A 19,051-nucleotide genomic window follows, 5' to 3' on the forward strand; every position below is an offset into this window, starting at 1 on the left:
TTGGCACTGTTTGTTTAGCTGATAGAGCGTCTTATCTACCATCCGCTCCGTTGGTTCCACAGGGATATTTCCTGTTCTGGGTCAGGTTCTGGGTCAGAGCTTTTCTAAAAGTATCATGTTCTGCCGGTATGTGTGCGGCCTTAACTTTTTGCAGTAAGGAAGAAGACATTAATAAATCTGCACCAGTAAATGCCAATGCTTTTGCTGTGATGAGTCCCTGGGTATATGCATAGTCTGAATTTACCTGCCTGGCAAATTCTCTTGTGTGAAGATCTGCGTGTGATGTGCCACATACATTAAAATAAGGATGGATAGCAGGACATATGTGGCTTACGTCGCCCATATCGAGAGAAAAGGGCTGTGTCATTGCTGGGGCGATTTCAAAACAGTTTAGAGCGTGAAGATTTTTTGTGAAGCAGTCAGAAAGAATTTGATTTGTAACCATTTCTTTATAAGGCGTTTCAAAATGTGAGATTTTTACAGTTGTCCCAGTTGAATCAGCCGAGTGTTTTGCGTAAGCTGCGACTTTTTCATGGAGTTCGTCTAGTTTAGCGCTTGTGGAAGCGCGCAGGTGGAAATCTCCGCAGGCATAATCTGGGATAAGATTAGCAACAGCGCCTCCCTGAGATATAATTCCATTGAGTTTTATGTCAGGCGGCAGTTGCCGCTGTAAGTTGATACACTCATGAAAAAAGAGAACAAGACCTTCCAGAGCGTTGCGTCCCTGTGATGGGTATTCGACCGCATGGGCCTCTTTTCCAAAAAACTCAAATCGCAGCGGTTCCAACGCAAGAGAACTCCCACTTTCGCAAAAGCAATCATATGGATGGGCTAGCATCGCCGCGTCAACATTCCGAAAAGCACCCTTTTTGACGAACTCTACCTTTGCACCGCTGCTTTCTTCCGCTGGACAGCCCAGTACTACCACACGACCGCCAGTTTTATGAATCACTGATGTGAGCGCGATAGCGGCAACAGTGCTGACCGCGCCTAACAGATCGTGACCACACCCATGTCCAATATTTGGGAGGGCATCGTATTCAGCTAAGTAGGCGATTGTAGGTCCGGAGGATTTCCCAGCAAACACCGCCTTAAAAGCTGTATCGATTCCGGCAAAAGGGTATTCGATGTTAAAGTTATTTTGTGCCAGCAACTCCATATGGCATTTGGATGCGTAATATTCCTGACCGGATAATTCTGGATAATTGTGAATGGATTGAGCGAGTAGAATCATGTTCTCTTTGAGTTCATCTGCTCGTTTTGATATTTGGTTTTTCATGGTTCGCGCCTACTTTCGTTGTTTTGGGGAACCGGTGGTGCTGCGCTTAAAAAAGGTTTTGTTGTTCTACTTCTTGGATTTTATAATTTCTTCAAAAATATTTAAAGTTTTATTATGAAGAACAGTACATAAAATCCATACACTCAATATGAAATTGAGAAAGACAATGGTAATAGATTTAAATTCAAGGACAAGGTTTGTGCATATAAAACCAATTTGCATCAGGCGCATTATTGTTGAGTTCAAAATACTTTCCCTTGTGTCGGGCTCCTTATTGGTATGAGAAGTTTTGCTTCTTTTATCGATTTCTTTAACAATGAGATAGTTCCATACCACATACGAAATGTATATGCATAAATAAGAATAAATAATGATTTTGATTATGTTTTGCCCTAGCTCAATGCTTGAGATTTCTGTTATTCCTGTTGAGCTTTTTTGCACCTCAATAAGGATGTATATTTGCCAAAAAAAGATAGCGAGGGTTATAATGTCTATCAATAATAATATGCTGTTGTAAAATGATTCAAAATATTTTGAGATGGAAGCGCAATTATTTATAATTTCTAGAAAGTTTAAAATAACAACAAGAATTAAAAAAACTAGTGATTGCCATGACTGTTTTCTAGCATACTCATTAAACAAACTATGATATAACAGATTTCCAATAAATGTGGCATTCATAACAATAACAGCGAGGCATGCTGTTTGAAAAGCAGTTAAAACTAATGACGTATTTTTTGGTACTTTGTCCTGATCAGACTGTGTTGGTCTACTTTTTTCTTGCCTCCTTGCCCCATAATTATCAACACCTCCCATACAAATTTTATGATTAGATTATATGCCAAATATGAGGAGACTGTCAAATATTTCTGGTTTGCTATTTTGATTGAGAGAAATATTTTTTTAGATTTTGAAATTGGAAATAATAAAGATGTGCTTTATTGGCATATAAAAATGCATTTAGTCATGATATTCAAGATAAAGAAAGTGGAGGGCAGACTATAGCTGCACTCCACTTTCAAAAATCTGTTGAGGCTATTTTGGCGAAATGCTCTCGGCCATACGGATCATCACGTCCTTGTCCAACGGGGCCAGGAGGCGGAAGGTGATGCCGGTCTGCGGGTCTGTCCGGAGGAGGGTGTTCATCTGGGCCTCTGTTGTGGAGATAGAGATCACCGTTTCACCGGCGGAGGCCGTTGAGGGTTCCGCGTTGGGATCAGTCCTCCAGTATTGGGCCTGAATACCCTTTATCGTTATCGTCTCTGGCGTTCCCGCAGGGGCAGCCTGGAGGCCTCTGGAGTAATACCACCTGAACTGGGTGCTGATGCGGGGCTGTCCATCAGCTTGGGTGGCTCTTTCCCACCGCTCGGTCACCATCTGGGGCGTGACCGTGGAATTACGCTTCAAAAAGCCATCCGGCATCCAACCCATTTGATACACTGGAAGTGCCTTTTCCTTGAGTTCCTTCACACTGCTGGCAATTTTCTCCAGGGTGGCCTGATCCAGATTGCTTTCAAGCCAGAAGAGATTCCCCACGCTGTCCTCCCAGACCAGATTTGCCATGTTATTGATCTGGTAGAAGTCTGCGGAGCGTCCCTGGACGGTGGCTGCCCACAGCAGGGCGGCAGTGTCCACCTCCACACCGTAGCCTGAGCCGCAGGGCTTTTCAGTGGGGCGGTAGCAGGTGAAGGACACCAGATACTTCCTGTCCTTCTCGTAGTTCCAGCCTACGGTAGAATTGGGTGTACTGATGGGGCTGACCCAGACGCCGTTCAGCGCAAAGCCCTCGGGAAGCCAAGTGGGCTGGAATGCGGGGAGATCGGTGTACTGGGACACCTTGCTGGCCTTGGGCCAGTAGTAGTGGATGCCGCCGTTTTTTAGCTCCCGCAGCCATTGGCGGCCAGGGACAGTCACCGCCTCGCTCCCCGCCTCATACTCCAGCGGCATCTGATTTGTCTGACCACCCAAAAGGATTGTTTTCGTGGCGGAGTCATACCCGATCTCCACCCCCAGCAGCTCGCTGACGGCCCGGATGGGCAGGTAGTTGGTCTTGCCGCCCTCGGCATCGGTAAAGAGGATGGTACCGGGGACCATCTGCCCGTTGGCGGCGGTGATATCCTGCCCGGCGGTGATCTTCGTCTCCCCGTCCAGGGAGACGTTGGCGAAGTTATAGCTCACCTTTCCGCCGGCTGCCAGGGCGGTGGTCAGGCAGCTTACCGTCAAAAGTGTAACTGCAGCTCCGCTCAAAAACGAAACAATTTTTTTGCCGGTTTTCATACTGCCATTCCTTCCCGAACAAATGATTTGTTAATACTGATACGCATCAATTGTGAAATTCACGTTGTAGAGATCAGAGGGATAGACACTCCAAGTAGCTTTAACCTCGCCCGTAAAATCAAACAACCCGTTCAGTGTAACCCTGTATGTCCTGTCAGTGTTCATAACACAATAAAAACTATCGCTGCTGTTGCCGACCCAAACATCCAGAGTCAAATCACCAGCACTTCTGTTGTCAAGGTCAAATGCCAGCGTATTCCCATATGCCTTTTTGCAGGTAGCATTGTCGCCAAACACCTCAGTTTTTGTCCAGGTTCGAGTGGGAACGAGATAATGTTTGCCTGCTCTGGCTGTATTGAGGGCCTCTGCCTCATCTACTTCATCCATTGAAATGGTAATTCCGTTGACGGTGACCGAATCGCCTGCCCTCAGACAGATAGCATTTTCCTTAGCGACCTCTTGGGGCTCAGCGGCAAAGCTGGGGACGGCCAGGGGCAGACTCATGACCAGCGTCAGCAGCAGGGCGTTCAGCTTCTTCATCTTCTTTATTTTACAAACTCCTCTCATTTGTCATGTGGTTTTGGGTGTCGAGTTTTCTTCGCGGCGCTCCCGCTCTTCGGTGGAGCGCCTGTTTACTTCTGCATGGGACTTACCTCTTTCTCTTTTGTAGTCCGGGGCCTTGACTGCCCTCTAATATATTAAAGACAATCAAGCGCCCAAAGTGCAACATTGGAATTTTGCTTTTTTTGAAGAAATCTGATTTCTCCGGTTTGGTTCCATTGCTGCCCTCTATTACTGAAAGACACCTGCGGTTGAAAAGTGCAACATAAAAAGCAAGGCCGGAGCTTTTTCTCCGGGCCTTGCCAAATATGATTTAATAGCTAATCTCATCAGAATATGCTTCTGCGCTTTCTACCAGATTTCCTCTGCTATCGTAATCAAGTAAAGATCAATCAATTACCCATTCCTTCCCTATCCTTTCCCCTACCCCTCCCTTTGGGAAACAGGCGGCAGAACCGCCGGAAGGGAATGGAACTGAAAGAGACCGAATAGTAGCAGGGGTTATCAGGGCCGTTATTTGAACTACACTGGACAAGGGCATAAAAAGAAATTGGTCTGACGGTATACCCACCGTCAGATTTTCCATTCAATTTGCAGCTTCTCGCTGGTGGCGCGAATAACGGTAATCATCAAATCCACCACCTGCTGCTTGTCCTCAAAGCTGACATTCTCCCAATCATCCAGATAATTGGAAATCGTGTCAATCTGCTCCGGGGACACGGCCTCGGCGGTCAGCTTGGCAATCTCGCTGGCAAGGGCCTGACGGCGGCTGTCCAATTCCTCAATCTTGGCATTGGCATAGGAGATCAGCACCGGGGTCGCGCCCGTCAGCGTGTCCAGCAGCTTTTCAATCTCGCTCTCCACCTGGGCCAGCTCCATCTGCTTTGCCGTCAGTTTCGGGCTGGCGGCTCTTCTCTTTTTGCGGCCCGTCAGCGTCTTGTAGTCCTCCAGCTTCTTCACCATCTGCTGGTAAACTACCGCCTCTAAATCGCGGAGACGGATTGTACCGCAGCCGGAACAAAACTTGCTGTCAGCGTGTTTCGTACAGCGCAGATAGAGATACCCGCAGGAGTGGGCCGACATCAGAGCATAGCCACATTTGCCGCACTTGATTTTCCCCGCCATCCAGGTGTTGCGGGCTTTCCTGGCCGGTTGATAGGTCTGGTTCGCCATCATCTTCTTGCGAACTCTAAGCCACAAATCAGACGGGATAAAGCCCTCGCTGGGGGCCAGCACCAGCGTCTGGCCTTCCAAGTGCGTGTGCTTATTCTCGGTGCTGTCCTTGCTCCGGTAGTAGTAACATCCGTTTGTCCCTACGAAGTCGGCGGCATCGTTGTAGATGTTCGTCCCTTGGCTCTTGAAAAACTCGTAAATATCCAAGTCAGCCATGGTGTAAATGGGATTACGAAGCATGATGCTGATGGTCGCCCTGGAAAACGGTTTGCCGAAGTATGTCCGCATCCCCTGCTCGGTAAGCTGCCGGGTGATGTCGTGAAGCGACACCTGGGGGTCAATATACATCTCGTACATCTTACGCACGAACGCCGCCTCGGTCGGCTCAATCACCAGCTTCTTTGTATGGATGCCGTCAATGATGATAGGCTCCGTCCGAAATCCATAAGGCGCACGCCCGCCCATTTTGAAACCGCGCTGACACCGGGCATACCATGCGTCCTGCACCCGCTTCTGGATTGTCTCGCGCTCCAACTGTGCGAACACAATGCAGATGTTCAGCATCGCCCGGCCCATCGGCGTGGACGTGTCGAACTTCTCTGTGGAAGAAATAAATTCCACGTTGTACTCCTGGAACAAAGCCATCATGTTTGCGAAGTCCAGAATGGAACGGCTGATGCGGTCGAGCTTGTAAACGACCACCCTGGCAATCAGCCCGCGCTTGATGTCCTCTACCAGCATTTGAAACTGGGGCCTGTCCGTATTCTTACCACTGTAACCCTTGTCTTGATACTCCTGGCAGCTTCCACCCCTCAACTCATATTTGCAAAACTCAATCTGACTTTCGATAGAGATACTATCCTTTTTGTCAATGGACTGTCTTGCATAAATCGCGTCAATTCGGTTGTTCATTTTGCGCTCCCTTTCTGAAAAGAAACGGAGCTGCTGACAGCTTCATTATACTGTCAGCAGCCCCGCAAATCAATCTCTATCTGAAAAAATCACGAGGCAGGCGTTTCCCTCTGCTGGTACTTGCGGAACACTTCATAAAGCCGCTGCTCCAACTCCCGGCGCTTCGCCGCCTCCTGTTCCGGGGAGAGAATGGGCATGAGGTTTTCCAGCGGGATTTCTCGGCCCTGGAAATTGACAATCTCGGTCTGTTTCTTGTAGCTGATATGCTCCATAGGCAACTCCTTGTTTTCAAATTTTCAAACGGGCCTGTGATGTAGCTGCGGACATTTGTCCGGCGTTTGTCCGAAAAGTGGGCGCTATTTACTCCCACTCGTTTGATTCATTTATTTGTTTCTATTTGTTTGATTTGGGGGTAGTTTTCTATCTGCGGAAGGTCTTGTTTTCTAACTGTTCCGAAGGTCATTTTCTGCCCCCGTGATGGACAATCCTTTGTCCATCTGGGATGGGATAATTCTTTGTCCATCAGGCAGTTTCACATAAATCAGATTGGGCAGGAACTGTCCCCGCCGCTTTCGCTCAATCAGCCCTGCCGCCGACAACTCGGCCAATGCGTTCTTGGCTGATGAAAGGCTCCTGTTCAGCGCCGCCGCAATTTTCTCCACGGGGAAAATGAGATAGACCCGCCCGGCCTCGTCCGTCCAGCCGTTAAGCTGGGAGAGGTGCGCCCTGTCCAGCAGGAGGGCGTAGGTCAGGGCGGCGGTATGGGACAATGGCATATCCATCAGGAATTGGGGGTAAGGGAAATAGGGCGGCAAATCGGTATCTACCGCCATGTAGTCAGTCATGGTATTGGCCTCCTTAATGTGGGGCTGTCAGACCACCGCTGTGGGCCATTAGAGGCCCGTTTTCGGGGCTGGGAAGGAAATGTATCAGGCCCCCGTTGAGGGCGGTCTTGAAAGCCTTGATATGACTGTGTTTTCATCGGGTACTTTTTCTACACTCCTGCCCGGTTTTTCCTTGCCCATGCCCGCTTGCTGCGTTTGGTTCGTTCTGCGGCACAGGTGGAGCAGTAAAGGGTGTTATGCTTGGGCGGGGCAAATAGCCTCCCACATTCCCAACACCGCCGCCGTCCGACAGAGGGAGCCGGGAGCAGGGCGGCACACAGGCCAGCGTCCAGAGGGAGGACGGCGGTGCGGAACCATTTGCAGATCAGCGAGTAGGTGATGCTTTGAGGGCAGATACATTCCTCGCCGTTGTCCAGGAGCAGACAGTTTCCGCAATCATAGTTGCAGCACTCATGCACCAGCCTCCGAGCTGTGCGGTACTGCTGGTAGGTCATGTGGGGAATTTCGGATGCCGCCATTTCACACGCTCCCCCGATAAAATCCTAAAAACGCCAATTTGACATTTTTAACGTGAGTGCCGATCTGGCAGTAACGATACCTGACCCGCAGAAACGGAACAGACGCGAAGCGGGTGTTCCGTTTCTGCGGGTGCGCAAGGGGTTTGGGGAATACAATTCCCCATCGCGTCCGAAGGACGCAACGCCCCCGGCAGGGCGCACGACACCGGAACGGTGTATAAGTGCGCTGTTGGAAACAGACGGGGTTTCCAGCACAAAAAATAATGGTGTTCACCGTGACCTCCTTAGCGTAGGAGGGACAAGCCGCCGAAGCAGCTTGTCCCTCCCGGTGATAGGGCGATTGCCCCTCACCTTGTAGCCATCATGCCGGGGTGATCGTTGGGTAGGTCAGCGGAAAAATTTGAAAAACTTGTTCCGCACACCCTCAATGCTGTCATGGACTGCGGCCTTGGAGCAGCCACACAGCCGCCCAATCTCCGCATAGGAAAGGTCATACAAAGCGTGGAGCAAAAACCGTTCCCGCTGGGTCTTGGTGCAGAGGGCCAGCACCGCCAGAATTTCGTCCAGCGTTTCCTGCTGGCAGACCAGTTCCTCCGGGGTGGCACAGTATGGCAGAACGCCCTGGGCGGCAATTATGTACTCGTCACATTCGCGTCCGTCCCAATGCCGCCGCTGTTCCCGGTCAAGGCTCCGTTCGGTACGCTTGGCCAGCTCCCAAAATTCCTCAAGAGTGGCGGCATCCTCATAGGTCATTTTGCGGCTGTATCTCTTGATGGTAATTTCCATCGTGTTATCCTCCTGTTCAGATTTGGGAAAATGCGAAATCTGAACAGGAAGGGCGGGCCGCGACACCGGGGCCGGATGGGACAGTCCCCTGAAAAAGCAAAAATGCCCGAACAGCACAAGGCTGTTCGGGCGTTGGGGGTGGCGATATGGGTAGACAAGAAACGACTATTTTCGCAAACCTGGGTAGGGGATGCCGCTGTGAAGATTAGGCTTTTTTTGACAAGTACCTATCTATTCGTAATCGCATGGCGACATCCTCCTGTTGCCGCCAAAACGCAAAAGAGCGGCGGCTCTGACTTCTCAAAGCCGCCGCTCCGGGCGTGATTATACTCCTGCTTGTACGACGGCTTTTTTTCTTTTGCCGTCGTGCGGCAAGTTATTTCAATATTCAGAAATGTTATTGTGAGCTTTCACTACTTTCACGTTGCTCCTGCTCCTGTTTTAACCGGGCTTTTGCATCCTCCACGGTTTCGCCGTCTCTGGTGAGATAGCGATCAACAAAAGCGTCCTCCACTTTTGTATATCCTCCAACGACAGCTTCCTCAATCTTCTCAAATGTGTCTACCACTTTCTTGGCGATTTCCTCATTTGCCTTTACAAATTTAGACTGTGCCATGTGTGTTCTTCCTTTCTTTGCCGCTTGTTAAAATTGTAAAAATCCCCAGCAGCAATATAAACAAGCATACTGATATTCCTGTTAGGCTGTTCATAAGGGCAATATCTTCATTGTCCATTGAACCGAATGATATGAGCATAGAGCGTTGTAGCGTCAGAAGTGATGCAGCTACTTCCGCATATCCGATTGTACGGATAACAACGAGTAACGGGACTGTATTTTTGCGCTGTTTTATGGCCCGTATGACTGCAACTGTGATTTTATAAAACGTGTACGTTGCAATCGTAATCATAACAATTTCGTGGTGTTTGACTGCGATGTTTTGGGAGAGGCTGATATAGACAATGCCACCCAAAATGAAACTCAAAAGAACCAGTAAACCACCGCATAGTTTCGCCACAAAATATTCTGTATCCTCAGAAGCCAAAGACTTGCGTTTCCACTCACATAGGACAGCAGAAAAACGCATGGAACTTAAAATCATGTAATATGCAAACATTGTTACGAACCACAGGGATTGATTGACTACGCCCAGAGCCCCATGGTAAATGGCATACATGATGTTGGCCAGCAGGCCCACAGCGGCAGAGAAAACTGCCCGGAACCGTTGTTCTTGAATAAACCGCCTTCCTAAGTTGGTCCTCTTGATTTTTTGGATGGCAGCTTGTTTTGCGTTCATCCCTTCAAGCCCTTAGTCAAAGGAACCAGGCAGAGCAGGATAACAATACCAGCCAGCCCAATGATGATACCGACCACCATTTTGCCCCAGACCATGCAGAAGCACATACCAACCCCCAGCGCCAACGCGCCAATCACACCGACCACGGCTGCAAGAATTGTCTTTGCAGAAAAGTGGATGGGGGCCTTGTGCTCCATTTTCCGCCAGATCATTACCGTGACCAATCCCAGCAGAAGCCCTACACAGCCGAACACAATCCCCGGCTGGAACGCGCCCCACTCCGGGATGAGTGCCATGCACATTCCCAGCGCAAACAGCACTCCGCTCACCGTTCCCATAAGCATCGCAACAAAACTACTTTTCTTCATTTGAGTACCTCCTTTAAGGCAACGGTTGATTGTTTATTGCAAGAATAGTATAATGGAACCGAAAATCAAAAACAATCAACAATGTTTGCACAGATGTTGGATTAAAGGAGATTTCCATGAATACAAAAAATAATCGGCGTAAACGAGCCTCTATGCAGAAAATTGAACAGGTTTTAGTGGAGCTTCTGCAAACGAAAGAACTAAATCAAATCAGCGTGTCTGATATATGCAAAAGAGCTGGCCTAAACCGCAGTACCTTTTACGCAAACTATGTGGATATATACGGGCTAGCTGACGCAATACGGGAGAAGCTGGAGGCCCAGGTTGCGGAGCTATACAAGGATGAGGTTGAACAAGGATTTAACTCCAATAATTACTTGATATTATTCCAGCACATAGCACAAAACCAGATTTTTTATCGCACGTACTTTAAGCTGGGATATGATGAAAAATATAAGATTTTAGCTTATGACTACAATCTCGCAAAGAAACACCTTGATAACCGTTTTATTGAATACCACATGGAATTTTTTAAGAGCGGACTTACAAAAATTATTAAGCTGTGGCTACAAAACGGCTGCAAGGAAACTCCCGAAGAAATGTTTGAAATTGTAAAAAGCGAATACCGGGGACGGGAAGAAATTTTTGCGGAATAGTTTACAAAAGGAACAGGGGACATACAGCGATGTCCCCTGTTCACAAGGAATAATTGTCAGCAGCTCCGCTTAAATTTTTGTGGTCTTGTCCATATCAGTGACCCGAAGAAACCGTACAGACGCGAAGCGGGTGTACGGTTTCTTCGGGTGTCACAAGAGGGCCGTAGGCCCTCTTGTGACAGCACAGTTTTACAGTTCAGCAGAAACCGGGGCAGGAGCACCGGGGTGTCGGCTTCCTGTCCCTAATTTTTTTGTGTCCATCTCTACGCATTTAGAACCTCGTTTTTGAGGGTGCAGGTCAAATCGTATTGTCCTCTGTGTGACCGCCGCTCAGAAGCCTTGGAAATAGGCAGCTGAATAGGTCCTAAATGCGTAGGCTGCTTGTAGTAAATATCTTGGTAAACGGTTAATTTTTTATTTACATGCCCCAATAACATCTCTGATCTTTTGTGCGACCTCTGATAAACTTTTTGTACTTTTCAAAAGTTTTTGATAAAACCGGCTTACGTCAGTGTCGCCCAAAATATAAAGAACCTGGCTATTACGCAGTGCAATTTCAAACAGAGTATCTTTTTGCTCATTTGTCCAGCTATCAATCTTTTGTAGTTTACTGATGACAGAATGCGTCCCCGCAAAGCTACTACTATTTTCCAATTCAATAATCAAGTCAGTCTTTTCCCGTTCTTCATGGCTACTGGCTCGATCTGCGGCTATGCGTTCTCTCTTACATTGGTAATGAAGTGCTTCTAGTGCTTCATTTGCCGCAGTGCGGTCGATGATGGCTTTCACCAGCGCATCTAATTCAGTTCCCTCCGAATAATCCGCCGGTGCAAAGTATTTAATTCGGCCATCACGCATCATTTTATAAACCTTTGCTTTATCTTTCGTTTCTCCGTTATAAACGCCGATAGAGTGTCCCCCGTATGTATTTACAAGTTTCATACACGGAATATCTGTGTCGCTGTCTCCAATGTAGACCATGTTGCGGAATGGAACACGAACATCCTCTGGAGAAAACGATTCATTTACCGCTGAATCGTTGATGCCTAAAACGCCTTTTTCGATTCGGAATAGGAACTGTGTTTTATTGGTGAAGTTCACCACCTGTGCCGGCCATATTGCAACACCATTTTCGTCATAGTAAAATGAGCTGGCATAAATCTGCTCAAATGCGCCTGCCTGAGCAACAGCGGTTCCCTCAATCATCTCTTTCAGCCCGGAAGAAATGATATAGTGTTCCACAATAACGTCCCTCTTTTTGCCATACGCCCGAATCCGTTCAAACCACTCTTCCACACCAGGAAAGAGTTGAACCTTTGCACCGTATTCTGTAAGCTGCTGTTTTGTAAAAAGAACCTTGCCAGCCGATTTTTCCTTCATCATATACATATAAGCGAGATTTTGATCCATTGCGTTACTTGTTGCCAGTCCATTAGAGGCCGTCCAAAAATCTGCGACATCATACCCGACAGATTGAATGAAACCTTGGGCCTGCATATCATCAGGAGACAGGGTCTTATCAAAATCATAGCATATTGCAACTACAGGTTGACCTTCCTTGTACTTTTTCTGGAATTCTTCGTGTACCATACTCTCATCTCCTTTACTGAAAATGTTCTTTCATCGAAGGAATGAATTTTAATGGTTTTCAAATGCTCAAATTTTGCAGTCTACAAACGCACTAATTTTCTAAAAGGTAATCATCTATCTCCCAAAAGCTTGATTAAAGATGTTTAGCAGAACTGCAACATTTGCCGAACCAACAAGTTCCTCTGCTAACTTTTGTTGCTGATGTACAGGTAGCTTACGAACAGAAGTCATAGCCTGTATAACCTCTTGCTTCGCTTTATCATAGTCGTTTGTCGGTTCTACTCCAACTGTCACCCGATAACTATCCATATCTATAACACCTCCATCACAATCACCACTATATCCAATGTCTGTTTGCAACTTTTTTAGTTTTCCAGTTTATTATACTATAAGTATATCATAATAGCATGCTCAAATCAATGTAAAAAGGGCTTTTTCGTTACACCTACTCGATTTTTGAAATTGATTTTTCAGGCTATAAGGGGCCCAATCAATACTGATGCCATTTTTATGTATCTCTACTATCACTTGGACACGTCATACGGTTTCTCACTTCCTGTTCACTAGGTGTTGCTTCCGTACTGTATAAGGGTTTGGGCCTATACCAACAAGCAAAACGGAAGCAGCACTCACAGAGGCATAAAAGATGTAGCGATGTATTTTTATCAGGCTACCCGAAAAGTCTGCACCAAGACGCCGGAACAGCGGGACAGAAAATTTATGGGCCAGGTGTAGAAAAAGTAGCACCCAGAGGTATTGAAAACACAGGCCTTTTTCGTGGGTGTCGGAGAGCGGCAAGGTGTTTATATCTGTTTTCTCGAAAATGGGGGTAACTCTTTCTACATAGCACTCTTGTCGACACCTCGGTTAATAGTCCCAAATCAGCCCATCAGCCTATGATTTAGGGCCTATTCAGCGCCCTGTTTTCAAGGCTTCCATAGGGGCAATACAATTTTGCGCCTGTCAAAACGGGCCTCTAACGGCGTACAGATGGACGCAAAAAGCTAGGGCAGGAGGCCGACACTCCAGCACTCCTGCCCTGGCTTCTACTGAACTATAAGCTGTGCTGTCACACAAGAGGCCCTGCAGCCCTCTTGTGGCACCCGCAGAAACCGTACACCCGCTTCACGTCTGTACGGTTTCCGCGGGTCAGATAACGGCCCCGATAAGCCCTGCTACTATTTGACCTCTCTGCTTTCCGCTTCTGTTCCATTCCTTTCCGGCGGCTTTGCCGCCCATCCCCAAGGGAGGGGGTAGGGGAAAGTATAGGAAAGGAATGGGTAATTAATAAATCTTTAATTGATTTTTCTTTATTTACTTATATCTTTATTTTATTGCATCGGATTTACCTACATAGGATTTTCCGACAACGGTTTTCCCGACGTAGGTTAATTCAACGCCGGGAAAGCTGACGGCACTTGCGGCTGTTCGTAGATGGTGTACTCCGCTCCCCGCAGCCGTCCCCGGCTGTCCCGCTCTCTCGCCCGCACGATATATCCGGCCCGCTCCAGCTCGTGGACGGCCTGACGGATGGCGTTGACCTGCTCCCGGTTGATGTAGGTCAGCCCTTGCACGGTGTAGTCCCATTCTTCCAGGAGTAACAACATTTGCGACAGCAGACCCTTTTAGCTTTCAGGGACAGGGATTTGTCCCGCAGATGGTAGTTTACCATGATTGTATAATCTGTATTTTTCTCTGGATGAAACATTAAACGAATGGTCTTCCCTCTGTGGATAACTTTCAGGTCTTGGATTGGGGTGTAAATTTTTTTGAGGCCGCAATTTCTTCCTCGCTGGCCTTCTTGGGGCGTTTGCTCCGGGGCATTACTTTGCGCCATCCGAGTCGGTGCAGCACAAAATAAATCCGTCCTGTGCTGATTGGATGATCTACAGCACTTTGATATGCTTTTGCTATCTCGCTGCTCTCCACCAGCTCTCCGGCTTCAGCCCGGGCCCTGAAGGGGGCAAGAATGGTCGCTTCTTCTGCACTCATATTTCGGAGATTGCCTCAAGTCCATATTTTCGGTACTTTGTCACTAGCTGTGTCACATACGCTGCATGAAATCCTGTTGCTGCTGCTACCTCTTTCGCGTTTGCTCCTTTGGCACGCATCTCCAATGCTTTCAATTTGGCCTCGGTTCGTTTATTCTTATTTTCTTTGCGTCTTTGCTCGATTGCCTTAATTTCTTCCTCGCTATTTTATATCTGGAAGCCATTTTCATCACCCAGATTTATTTTAGCAGCTTATCTTGCCAAATTAAATGCTTTTATCAAGGAATAGTATGAGAAGTTGATCTCATCCTTTTACGTGTCGATATATGCCGCCGCTGCGTAGCCCACGTAATCCCCGTAGTGGACCACATACCAGCCCTGCCACTCGCCGTAGATGGTGACGCTGGCCCCGTTTGGCATATTTGCTACGATGTTGCCCTTGGGAGAGGGATAGCTCCGCAGATTCAGCGTGCCGTAGCTCACCCGCACAGTGCCCCCCACCGGGGTCATGGGATAGATGAAGGGCAGGCCGAAAAACCGGGTCAGGGCCCGGGCCAGCTGCTGGGCGATGTCGTCCCAGTGTCCCTCCAGCCATGTTGCGTCGGCGTAGTTGTCGTGGTAGCCGATCTCCACCAGTACCGCCGGGGCCTTTGACTGGCTCACCTCCCCCAGGGTGGTTGTCTCCCGCGTGGTGACCTTGTTGGGCAGCGGATAGATCTTCCGCAGTTCCTCGGCAATCAGCTCCGCCGCCCGCTGGCCTTTGGAGCTGCCAGGGTAATAAAAGGCGATGATGCCCCGCTCCTCGCCGTAGTGTCCCTCCGGCGCACCGTTGGAGTGCAGGGCCAGGTAGAAGTCGTAGGTCCCGGCGTTGGCCTCCCGGACGGAGGACCCGGCGGTCATATCCGGTCGGTTCCGCTTATATTGAATACCGTTGGAGAGCAGATAGGGCACAAGGGCATCCGCCAGCAGGTTCATGTTGTACTCCTCGGAGCCGCTGCCAGTGACGTATTGATTCCATTCTTGTGTACTTGGACTTAAATAAATGGTGGGCATGGTGGTCTCCTCCTTCTCACTTATTTATATGGCAATCAGCAGCGGAATGTGATATAGTGGATTGGGAACAACGCTCCCCATTTTTGACCTTAAATTCCTAATTCACAGAAGGGCTGATTGATATGAAGGCAGAGCGAACCTACCCCAGGTACACCGTTACCCCCAAAGCGGAAGCCGCCATTCTCCGGGGACACCCCTGGGTCTACGGCCAGGAGGTGCTGTCCGCGGAAGGCGAACCGGAGAACGGCGCCCTGGTGGACGTCCTCAGCAGAAAGGGGCGGTATCTGGGAACCGGCTTCCTGTCGGAGCGGTCCAAAATCCGGGTCCGCCTTCTCTCCCGCAACGCCAACGACCGCTTTGACGAGGCCTTTTGGCGGCGAAAGCTCCAATGGGCCTGGAAGTACCGCAAAACCGTGATGGAGCCCCAGGATCTGGACTGCTGCCGCATCATCTTCGGCGAGGCGGACGCCTTTCCGGGGCTGACGGTGGACAAGTTTCACGATCTCCTCTCTGTGCAGGTGCTGTCCATGGGAATGGAGCGGATCAAAGGAATGCTGCTGCCTATGCTGGCGGAAGTCCTCCGGCGGGACGGACAGACTATCCGGGGAATCTACGAGCGAAACGAAGTCTCCCTGCGGGACAAGGAGGGCCTGCCCCAGCACAAGGGCTGGTTCCCCCTCCCCGGCGAGACGCCTCCCGCCTCTCCCCTGACGGAGATTACGGAAAACGGCATCCGCTATCTGGTGGACGTGGAAAACGGGCAGAAGACCGGGTTTTTTCTGGACCAGAAGTACAATCGCCGGTGCGTGGGCCGGCTGGCGGCCGGAAAAACCGTGCTGGACTGCTTCACCCACACCGGCTCCTTTGCCCTGAACGCCGCCCTGGGCGGAGCGAAGCACGTCACTGCTGTGGACGTGTCGGAGGGAGCGGTGGAGATGGCCCGGGCCAACGCCGCCCGCAACGGCCTGGAGGGCCGGATGGATTTCCTGGCGGCGGATGTGTTCGACCTGCTGCCCCGGCTGGAGAAGGAGCCGCCCCGGTACGACTTCATCATCCTGGACCCGCCGGCCTTTACCAAGTCTCGGAAAACCGTGACCAATGCCATGGCCGGGTACAAGGAAATCAACTACCGGGCCATGCAGCTCCTGCCCCGGGGCGGCTATCTTGCAACCTGCTCCTGTTCCCACTTTGCGGAGGAGAGCCGATTTCTGGCCATGCTCCAGGACGCCGCCCATGACGCAGGTGTCCAGCTGCGGCAGATCGAGGCCCGCCAGCAAAGCTGCGACCACCCCATTCTCTGGGGGGTGAAGGAGACGAATTATTTGAAATTCTATCTGTTTCAGGTAATATAGTATGAAAGTTTAGGGCCGCCCTTTTCAAAGGGCGGTGGGGTCTGGGGCAAAGCCCCAGCGGCTTCGGCAGAGCCCACGATTTCCTTATAACGTATTAAAAACGCAAAAAAGAGCGTGTTTCCGCCGGAAACACGCTCTTTTTGTTGGTGGAAATATTATCTCCTGACCTCAATACACCGGACATAGCCGCCTTCAGTGTAGATGGTGCACTGCTCCGCATAGGCGTGAGCCTCCGCCAGGGTCACCCACATCTTCATGTCCCCGTTGTAGCAGTGGACATCGGAGGGAACCCTGTAGGTCATGCCGCCCACGGTGACCAGATTTTCGCTGGTCCAGGCGGAGTTGGGCACGTTCTTTGTCTCGTCCAGCTTCTTGAGACTGGAGAAACCGCTCGTTCCCCGCAGCGTCATGGCTACATAGTCGCCGCCGTTGATGTCATACGGTGAGGTAAAGGGGCCAACCCGCTGGCCGTTGCCGTACTCGACGCCCAGACGCTGAATCTCCTGCTCCCCAATCACTTTATTCGGATCATTCTTGTCATAGACCGGCTTTGTTGATACCTCCAGGAACACACGGCCATAGACCACCGTGCCGTTCACACCGGAATTCAGCACAATCAGATCCACCTTATTGGCGGAATTCACCCTGGCGTAGGCGATCCGGCCAGAGGGGATGATACCATCCGTGAGGTCGCTAAGGCTCACGGCCTCCACGCCGTCCACACCGTTCTGGAAGATCATCACATTATCCGCCAGCTTCCGTTGTCCCATGGTGCGCTCCGCCACGTCAAGATTGCCGCTGGCGTTGCCGCCGCTGAGACGGGAGAGGCTCAGATGTCCCCGATAGGTGGAGGAGACCCGGACCAGCTGGCCCTCCAGATCCTTTCCGTCCTCGCTTCCGCCGGTGAGGGTGATGCCGCAGAGCAGGTCCACCCGCCCGCCGGAGCGCACAATGCCGATGGCATTGCTGGTAACCACGGCGCCCTTGGCCTCCACGGCTCCGGCCACCTGATTGTCCTCCGTCAGCAGAAGTGTCAGCTGGTCGCCGGGCTTGAACTTGGAGATGCTCTCCCGAGCCGTTGTCAGCACCGGGAAGGCGTGGCCCAGCACAGTGATCTCCTCAGGGGCGTCGGGACTGGGGGAGCAGCTCTCATAGAAGCCGCTGATGCGGATGTCGCACACCCGGATGGAGTTGGTGGCGGGAGCGTAAGTGGCCACATCGTACTTCCGGATGTCCCTGGCCAGGACCTCCGCGCCGTTCTTGTACAGCTTGTAGTTGGTACTGCCGCCGGTAAGGTCGGCGAACCCGGCGGTAGAGCCGTCGTTATAGACGATGACGGCGGAGCTGGCCGCGGAGCCGCCGCCCACGAAGATGTAGTCCGCGCCGCCGGCGGAGTTGAGGTACAGCGTCACGGTGCTGCCGGCGCTGACCCAGGAGAACACCTCGCTCCAGGGCTTCTCCTCGCCGTTGTAGTAGGTCTGGGTCTTGCCAGTGACAGTATAAGCGGCGCCGCTGACATCCACAATCTGGCTGGCCTTGGCGCTGGCCACTGTAATGGTCATCTGCACGCCCATGGCGTCCGGCACAAAGGTGATGACCCTGCCGCTCCCGTTCAGCACCAGAGTGCCCCGCAGGCCGTTCAGCGCCCCGTTGGACGCCTTGCCGGAGGCCATCTGATACACCGTGTCGCCGGAAGCAAGCTTCATGGCTGTCTCCAGCCCGTCAGGGCCCGTGGCGGAGGAGGTCACCAGCACCTGGTTCTCCAAAACGGTACCCTTGAGGGAGGAGAGATAACTGCCCTTCTCCTTCATATCGGCCCGAAGCAGGTTCAAAAACAGCTGTGCCGCCTGGCCCCGGGTGAGGGTGGCGTTTCCGTTGGTACCTACGCCGTCGGTGAGGCCCACGGTGGCCCCCACTGCCATGTAGCTGGCGGGCCACACGCCGCCGATGTCCTTGTCCTCATAGCCCAGCATCCGCAGAAGGATGGTCACGGCCTGTCCCACGGTGACGGTCCGCTCCGGATGAAACCTGCCGTCGGGATAGCCCGCGATGATGCCCTTCCGGGAGGCCATGTTGATGTAGGCCGAGGCCCAGTGGGAGGGTTTGGCGTCCGGGAAGATGGTGACGGTGTTGTAGAGCCCCAGCTCCTCCTCACCGTTCATGGCGTACACCGCCATCTTGCAGAACTGGGCCCGGTTCAGCGCCGCGCCGGGGCGGAACGTGTTGTCACTGTAGCCGTCCAGCACTCCCATGAGCCGCAGGGACTCCACGGCCATGATGGTGTTCCGGTCCGTCACGTCGGAGAAGCGGACCACGTCCGCCGCCCCCGCCGGCAGAACCAGCAGGGATGACGCCATGACCGCCGCCAGCAGAAAACTCAAAAATCTCTTCATGT

20 protein-coding genes and 1 pseudogene are annotated in these 19,051 nt (G+C 50.9%); 2 read left to right on the forward strand and 19 right to left on the reverse strand.

Annotated elements, in window-relative coordinates; genetic code table 11:
- Positions 1-31 precede the first annotated feature (31 nt).
- The 12 genes from C816_RS18020 to C816_RS18080 form a co-directional block, all read right to left on the reverse strand.
- Positions 32-1,279, reverse strand: a complete 1,248-nt coding sequence (locus C816_RS18020; protein ID WP_016323844.1) for a M20 family metallopeptidase — start codon at positions 1,277-1,279, stop codon at positions 32-34.
- Between the two features lie 66 nt (positions 1,280-1,345).
- Positions 1,346-2,095 carry a hypothetical protein gene (locus tag C816_RS18025; RefSeq protein WP_016323845.1) on the reverse strand — a complete coding sequence of 250 codons (750 nt, stop codon included), beginning with the start codon at positions 2,093-2,095 and terminating at the stop codon, positions 1,346-1,348.
- Between the two features lie 219 nt (positions 2,096-2,314).
- On the reverse strand, positions 2,315-3,556 hold the full coding sequence (locus C816_RS18030; RefSeq protein ID WP_016323846.1) for a DUF4367 domain-containing protein: 1,242 nt from the start codon (positions 3,554-3,556) through the stop codon (positions 2,315-2,317).
- A gap of 30 nt (positions 3,557-3,586) precedes the next feature.
- Complete coding sequence (locus C816_RS18035; RefSeq protein WP_016323847.1) at positions 3,587-4,096, reverse strand: hypothetical protein; 510 nt, start codon at positions 4,094-4,096, stop codon at positions 3,587-3,589.
- 594 nt (positions 4,097-4,690) lie between these two features.
- Positions 4,691-6,202: a recombinase family protein gene (locus C816_RS18040; RefSeq protein ID WP_016323848.1), complete on the reverse strand. Its 1,512-nt coding sequence runs from the start codon at positions 6,200-6,202 to the stop codon at positions 4,691-4,693.
- Positions 6,203-6,291: 89 nt separating this feature from the next.
- Positions 6,292-6,474: a hypothetical protein gene (locus C816_RS18045; RefSeq protein WP_016323849.1), complete on the reverse strand. Its 183-nt coding sequence runs from the start codon at positions 6,472-6,474 to the stop codon at positions 6,292-6,294.
- 171 nt (positions 6,475-6,645) lie between these two features.
- On the reverse strand, positions 6,646-7,047 hold the full coding sequence (locus C816_RS18050) for a replication initiator protein A (RefSeq protein ID WP_016323850.1): 402 nt from the start codon (positions 7,045-7,047) through the stop codon (positions 6,646-6,648).
- A 149-nt stretch (positions 7,048-7,196) separates the two neighbouring features.
- Positions 7,197-7,565: a cysteine-rich VLP domain-containing protein gene (locus C816_RS18055; protein ID WP_016323851.1), complete on the reverse strand. Its 369-nt coding sequence runs from the start codon at positions 7,563-7,565 to the stop codon at positions 7,197-7,199.
- A gap of 387 nt (positions 7,566-7,952) precedes the next feature.
- The gene (locus C816_RS18060; RefSeq protein ID WP_016323852.1) at positions 7,953-8,351 is read right to left on the reverse strand and encodes an RNA polymerase sigma factor; all 399 of its coding nucleotides are present in this window, start codon (positions 8,349-8,351) and stop codon (positions 7,953-7,955) included.
- Positions 8,352-8,748: 397 nt separating this feature from the next.
- On the reverse strand, positions 8,749-8,967 hold the full coding sequence (locus C816_RS18070; RefSeq protein WP_016323853.1) for a hypothetical protein: 219 nt from the start codon (positions 8,965-8,967) through the stop codon (positions 8,749-8,751).
- Positions 8,954-9,646 carry a hypothetical protein gene (locus C816_RS18075; protein ID WP_016323854.1) on the reverse strand — a complete coding sequence of 231 codons (693 nt, stop codon included), beginning with the start codon at positions 9,644-9,646 and terminating at the stop codon, positions 8,954-8,956. Before C816_RS18075 ends, C816_RS18070 begins: the two co-directional genes overlap by 14 nt.
- Positions 9,643-10,014 (reverse strand): hypothetical protein, encoded by a 372-nt coding sequence (locus tag C816_RS18080; protein ID WP_016323855.1) that lies wholly within the window; start codon positions 10,012-10,014, stop codon positions 9,643-9,645. Before C816_RS18080 ends, C816_RS18075 begins: the two co-directional genes overlap by 4 nt.
- A 116-nt stretch (positions 10,015-10,130) precedes the next feature.
- Between C816_RS18080 and C816_RS18085 the strand changes: the two genes are divergently transcribed.
- Complete coding sequence (locus tag C816_RS18085) at positions 10,131-10,670, forward strand: TetR/AcrR family transcriptional regulator (protein ID WP_016323856.1); 540 nt, start codon at positions 10,131-10,133, stop codon at positions 10,668-10,670.
- A 414-nt stretch (positions 10,671-11,084) separates the two neighbouring features.
- Here the strand turns inward: C816_RS18085 and C816_RS18090 are convergent, their stop codons facing one another.
- The 6 genes and pseudogenes from C816_RS18090 to C816_RS18110 form a co-directional block, all read right to left on the reverse strand.
- Entirely contained in the window at positions 11,085-12,260 is a 1,176-nt protein-coding gene (locus tag C816_RS18090; RefSeq protein WP_016323857.1) for an HAD family hydrolase, read from the reverse strand.
- 114 nt (positions 12,261-12,374) lie between these two features.
- Positions 12,375-12,569 (reverse strand): hypothetical protein, encoded by a 195-nt coding sequence (locus C816_RS18095; RefSeq protein WP_040656027.1) that lies wholly within the window; start codon positions 12,567-12,569, stop codon positions 12,375-12,377.
- Between the two features lie 881 nt (positions 12,570-13,450).
- Positions 13,451-13,968, reverse strand: a pseudogene (locus C816_RS25140) (helix-turn-helix domain-containing protein); the annotation flags it as partial.
- Positions 13,969-14,000: 32 nt separating this feature from the next.
- On the reverse strand, positions 14,001-14,252 hold the full coding sequence (locus C816_RS23065) for a winged helix-turn-helix domain-containing protein (RefSeq protein ID WP_081646410.1): 252 nt from the start codon (positions 14,250-14,252) through the stop codon (positions 14,001-14,003).
- Positions 14,249-14,443 carry a helix-turn-helix domain-containing protein gene (locus tag C816_RS25740; protein WP_371254411.1) on the reverse strand — a complete coding sequence of 65 codons (195 nt, stop codon included), beginning with the start codon at positions 14,441-14,443 and terminating at the stop codon, positions 14,249-14,251. Before C816_RS25740 ends, C816_RS23065 begins: the two co-directional genes overlap by 4 nt.
- A 120-nt stretch (positions 14,444-14,563) precedes the next feature.
- Positions 14,564-15,304, reverse strand: coding sequence for an N-acetylmuramoyl-L-alanine amidase (locus C816_RS18110; protein WP_016323859.1), 741 nt, complete (start codon positions 15,302-15,304; stop codon positions 14,564-14,566).
- Positions 15,305-15,426: 122 nt separating this feature from the next.
- Here C816_RS18110 and C816_RS18115 point away from each other — a divergent pair, with 122 nt between their 5' ends.
- Entirely contained in the window at positions 15,427-16,656 is a 1,230-nt protein-coding gene (locus C816_RS18115) for a class I SAM-dependent rRNA methyltransferase (RefSeq protein ID WP_016323860.1), read from the forward strand.
- A 155-nt stretch (positions 16,657-16,811) separates the two neighbouring features.
- Here the strand turns inward: C816_RS18115 and C816_RS18120 are convergent, their stop codons facing one another.
- A complete protein-coding gene (locus C816_RS18120) occupies positions 16,812-19,049 on the reverse strand; it encodes an S-layer homology domain-containing protein (protein WP_016323861.1) in 2,238 nt (745 codons plus the stop codon).
- Positions 19,050-19,051: the final 2 nt, after the last annotated feature.

It is taken from the genome of Oscillibacter sp. 1-3, from assembly GCF_000403435.2.
GTDB lineage: Bacteria > Bacillota > Clostridia > Oscillospirales > Oscillospiraceae > Oscillibacter.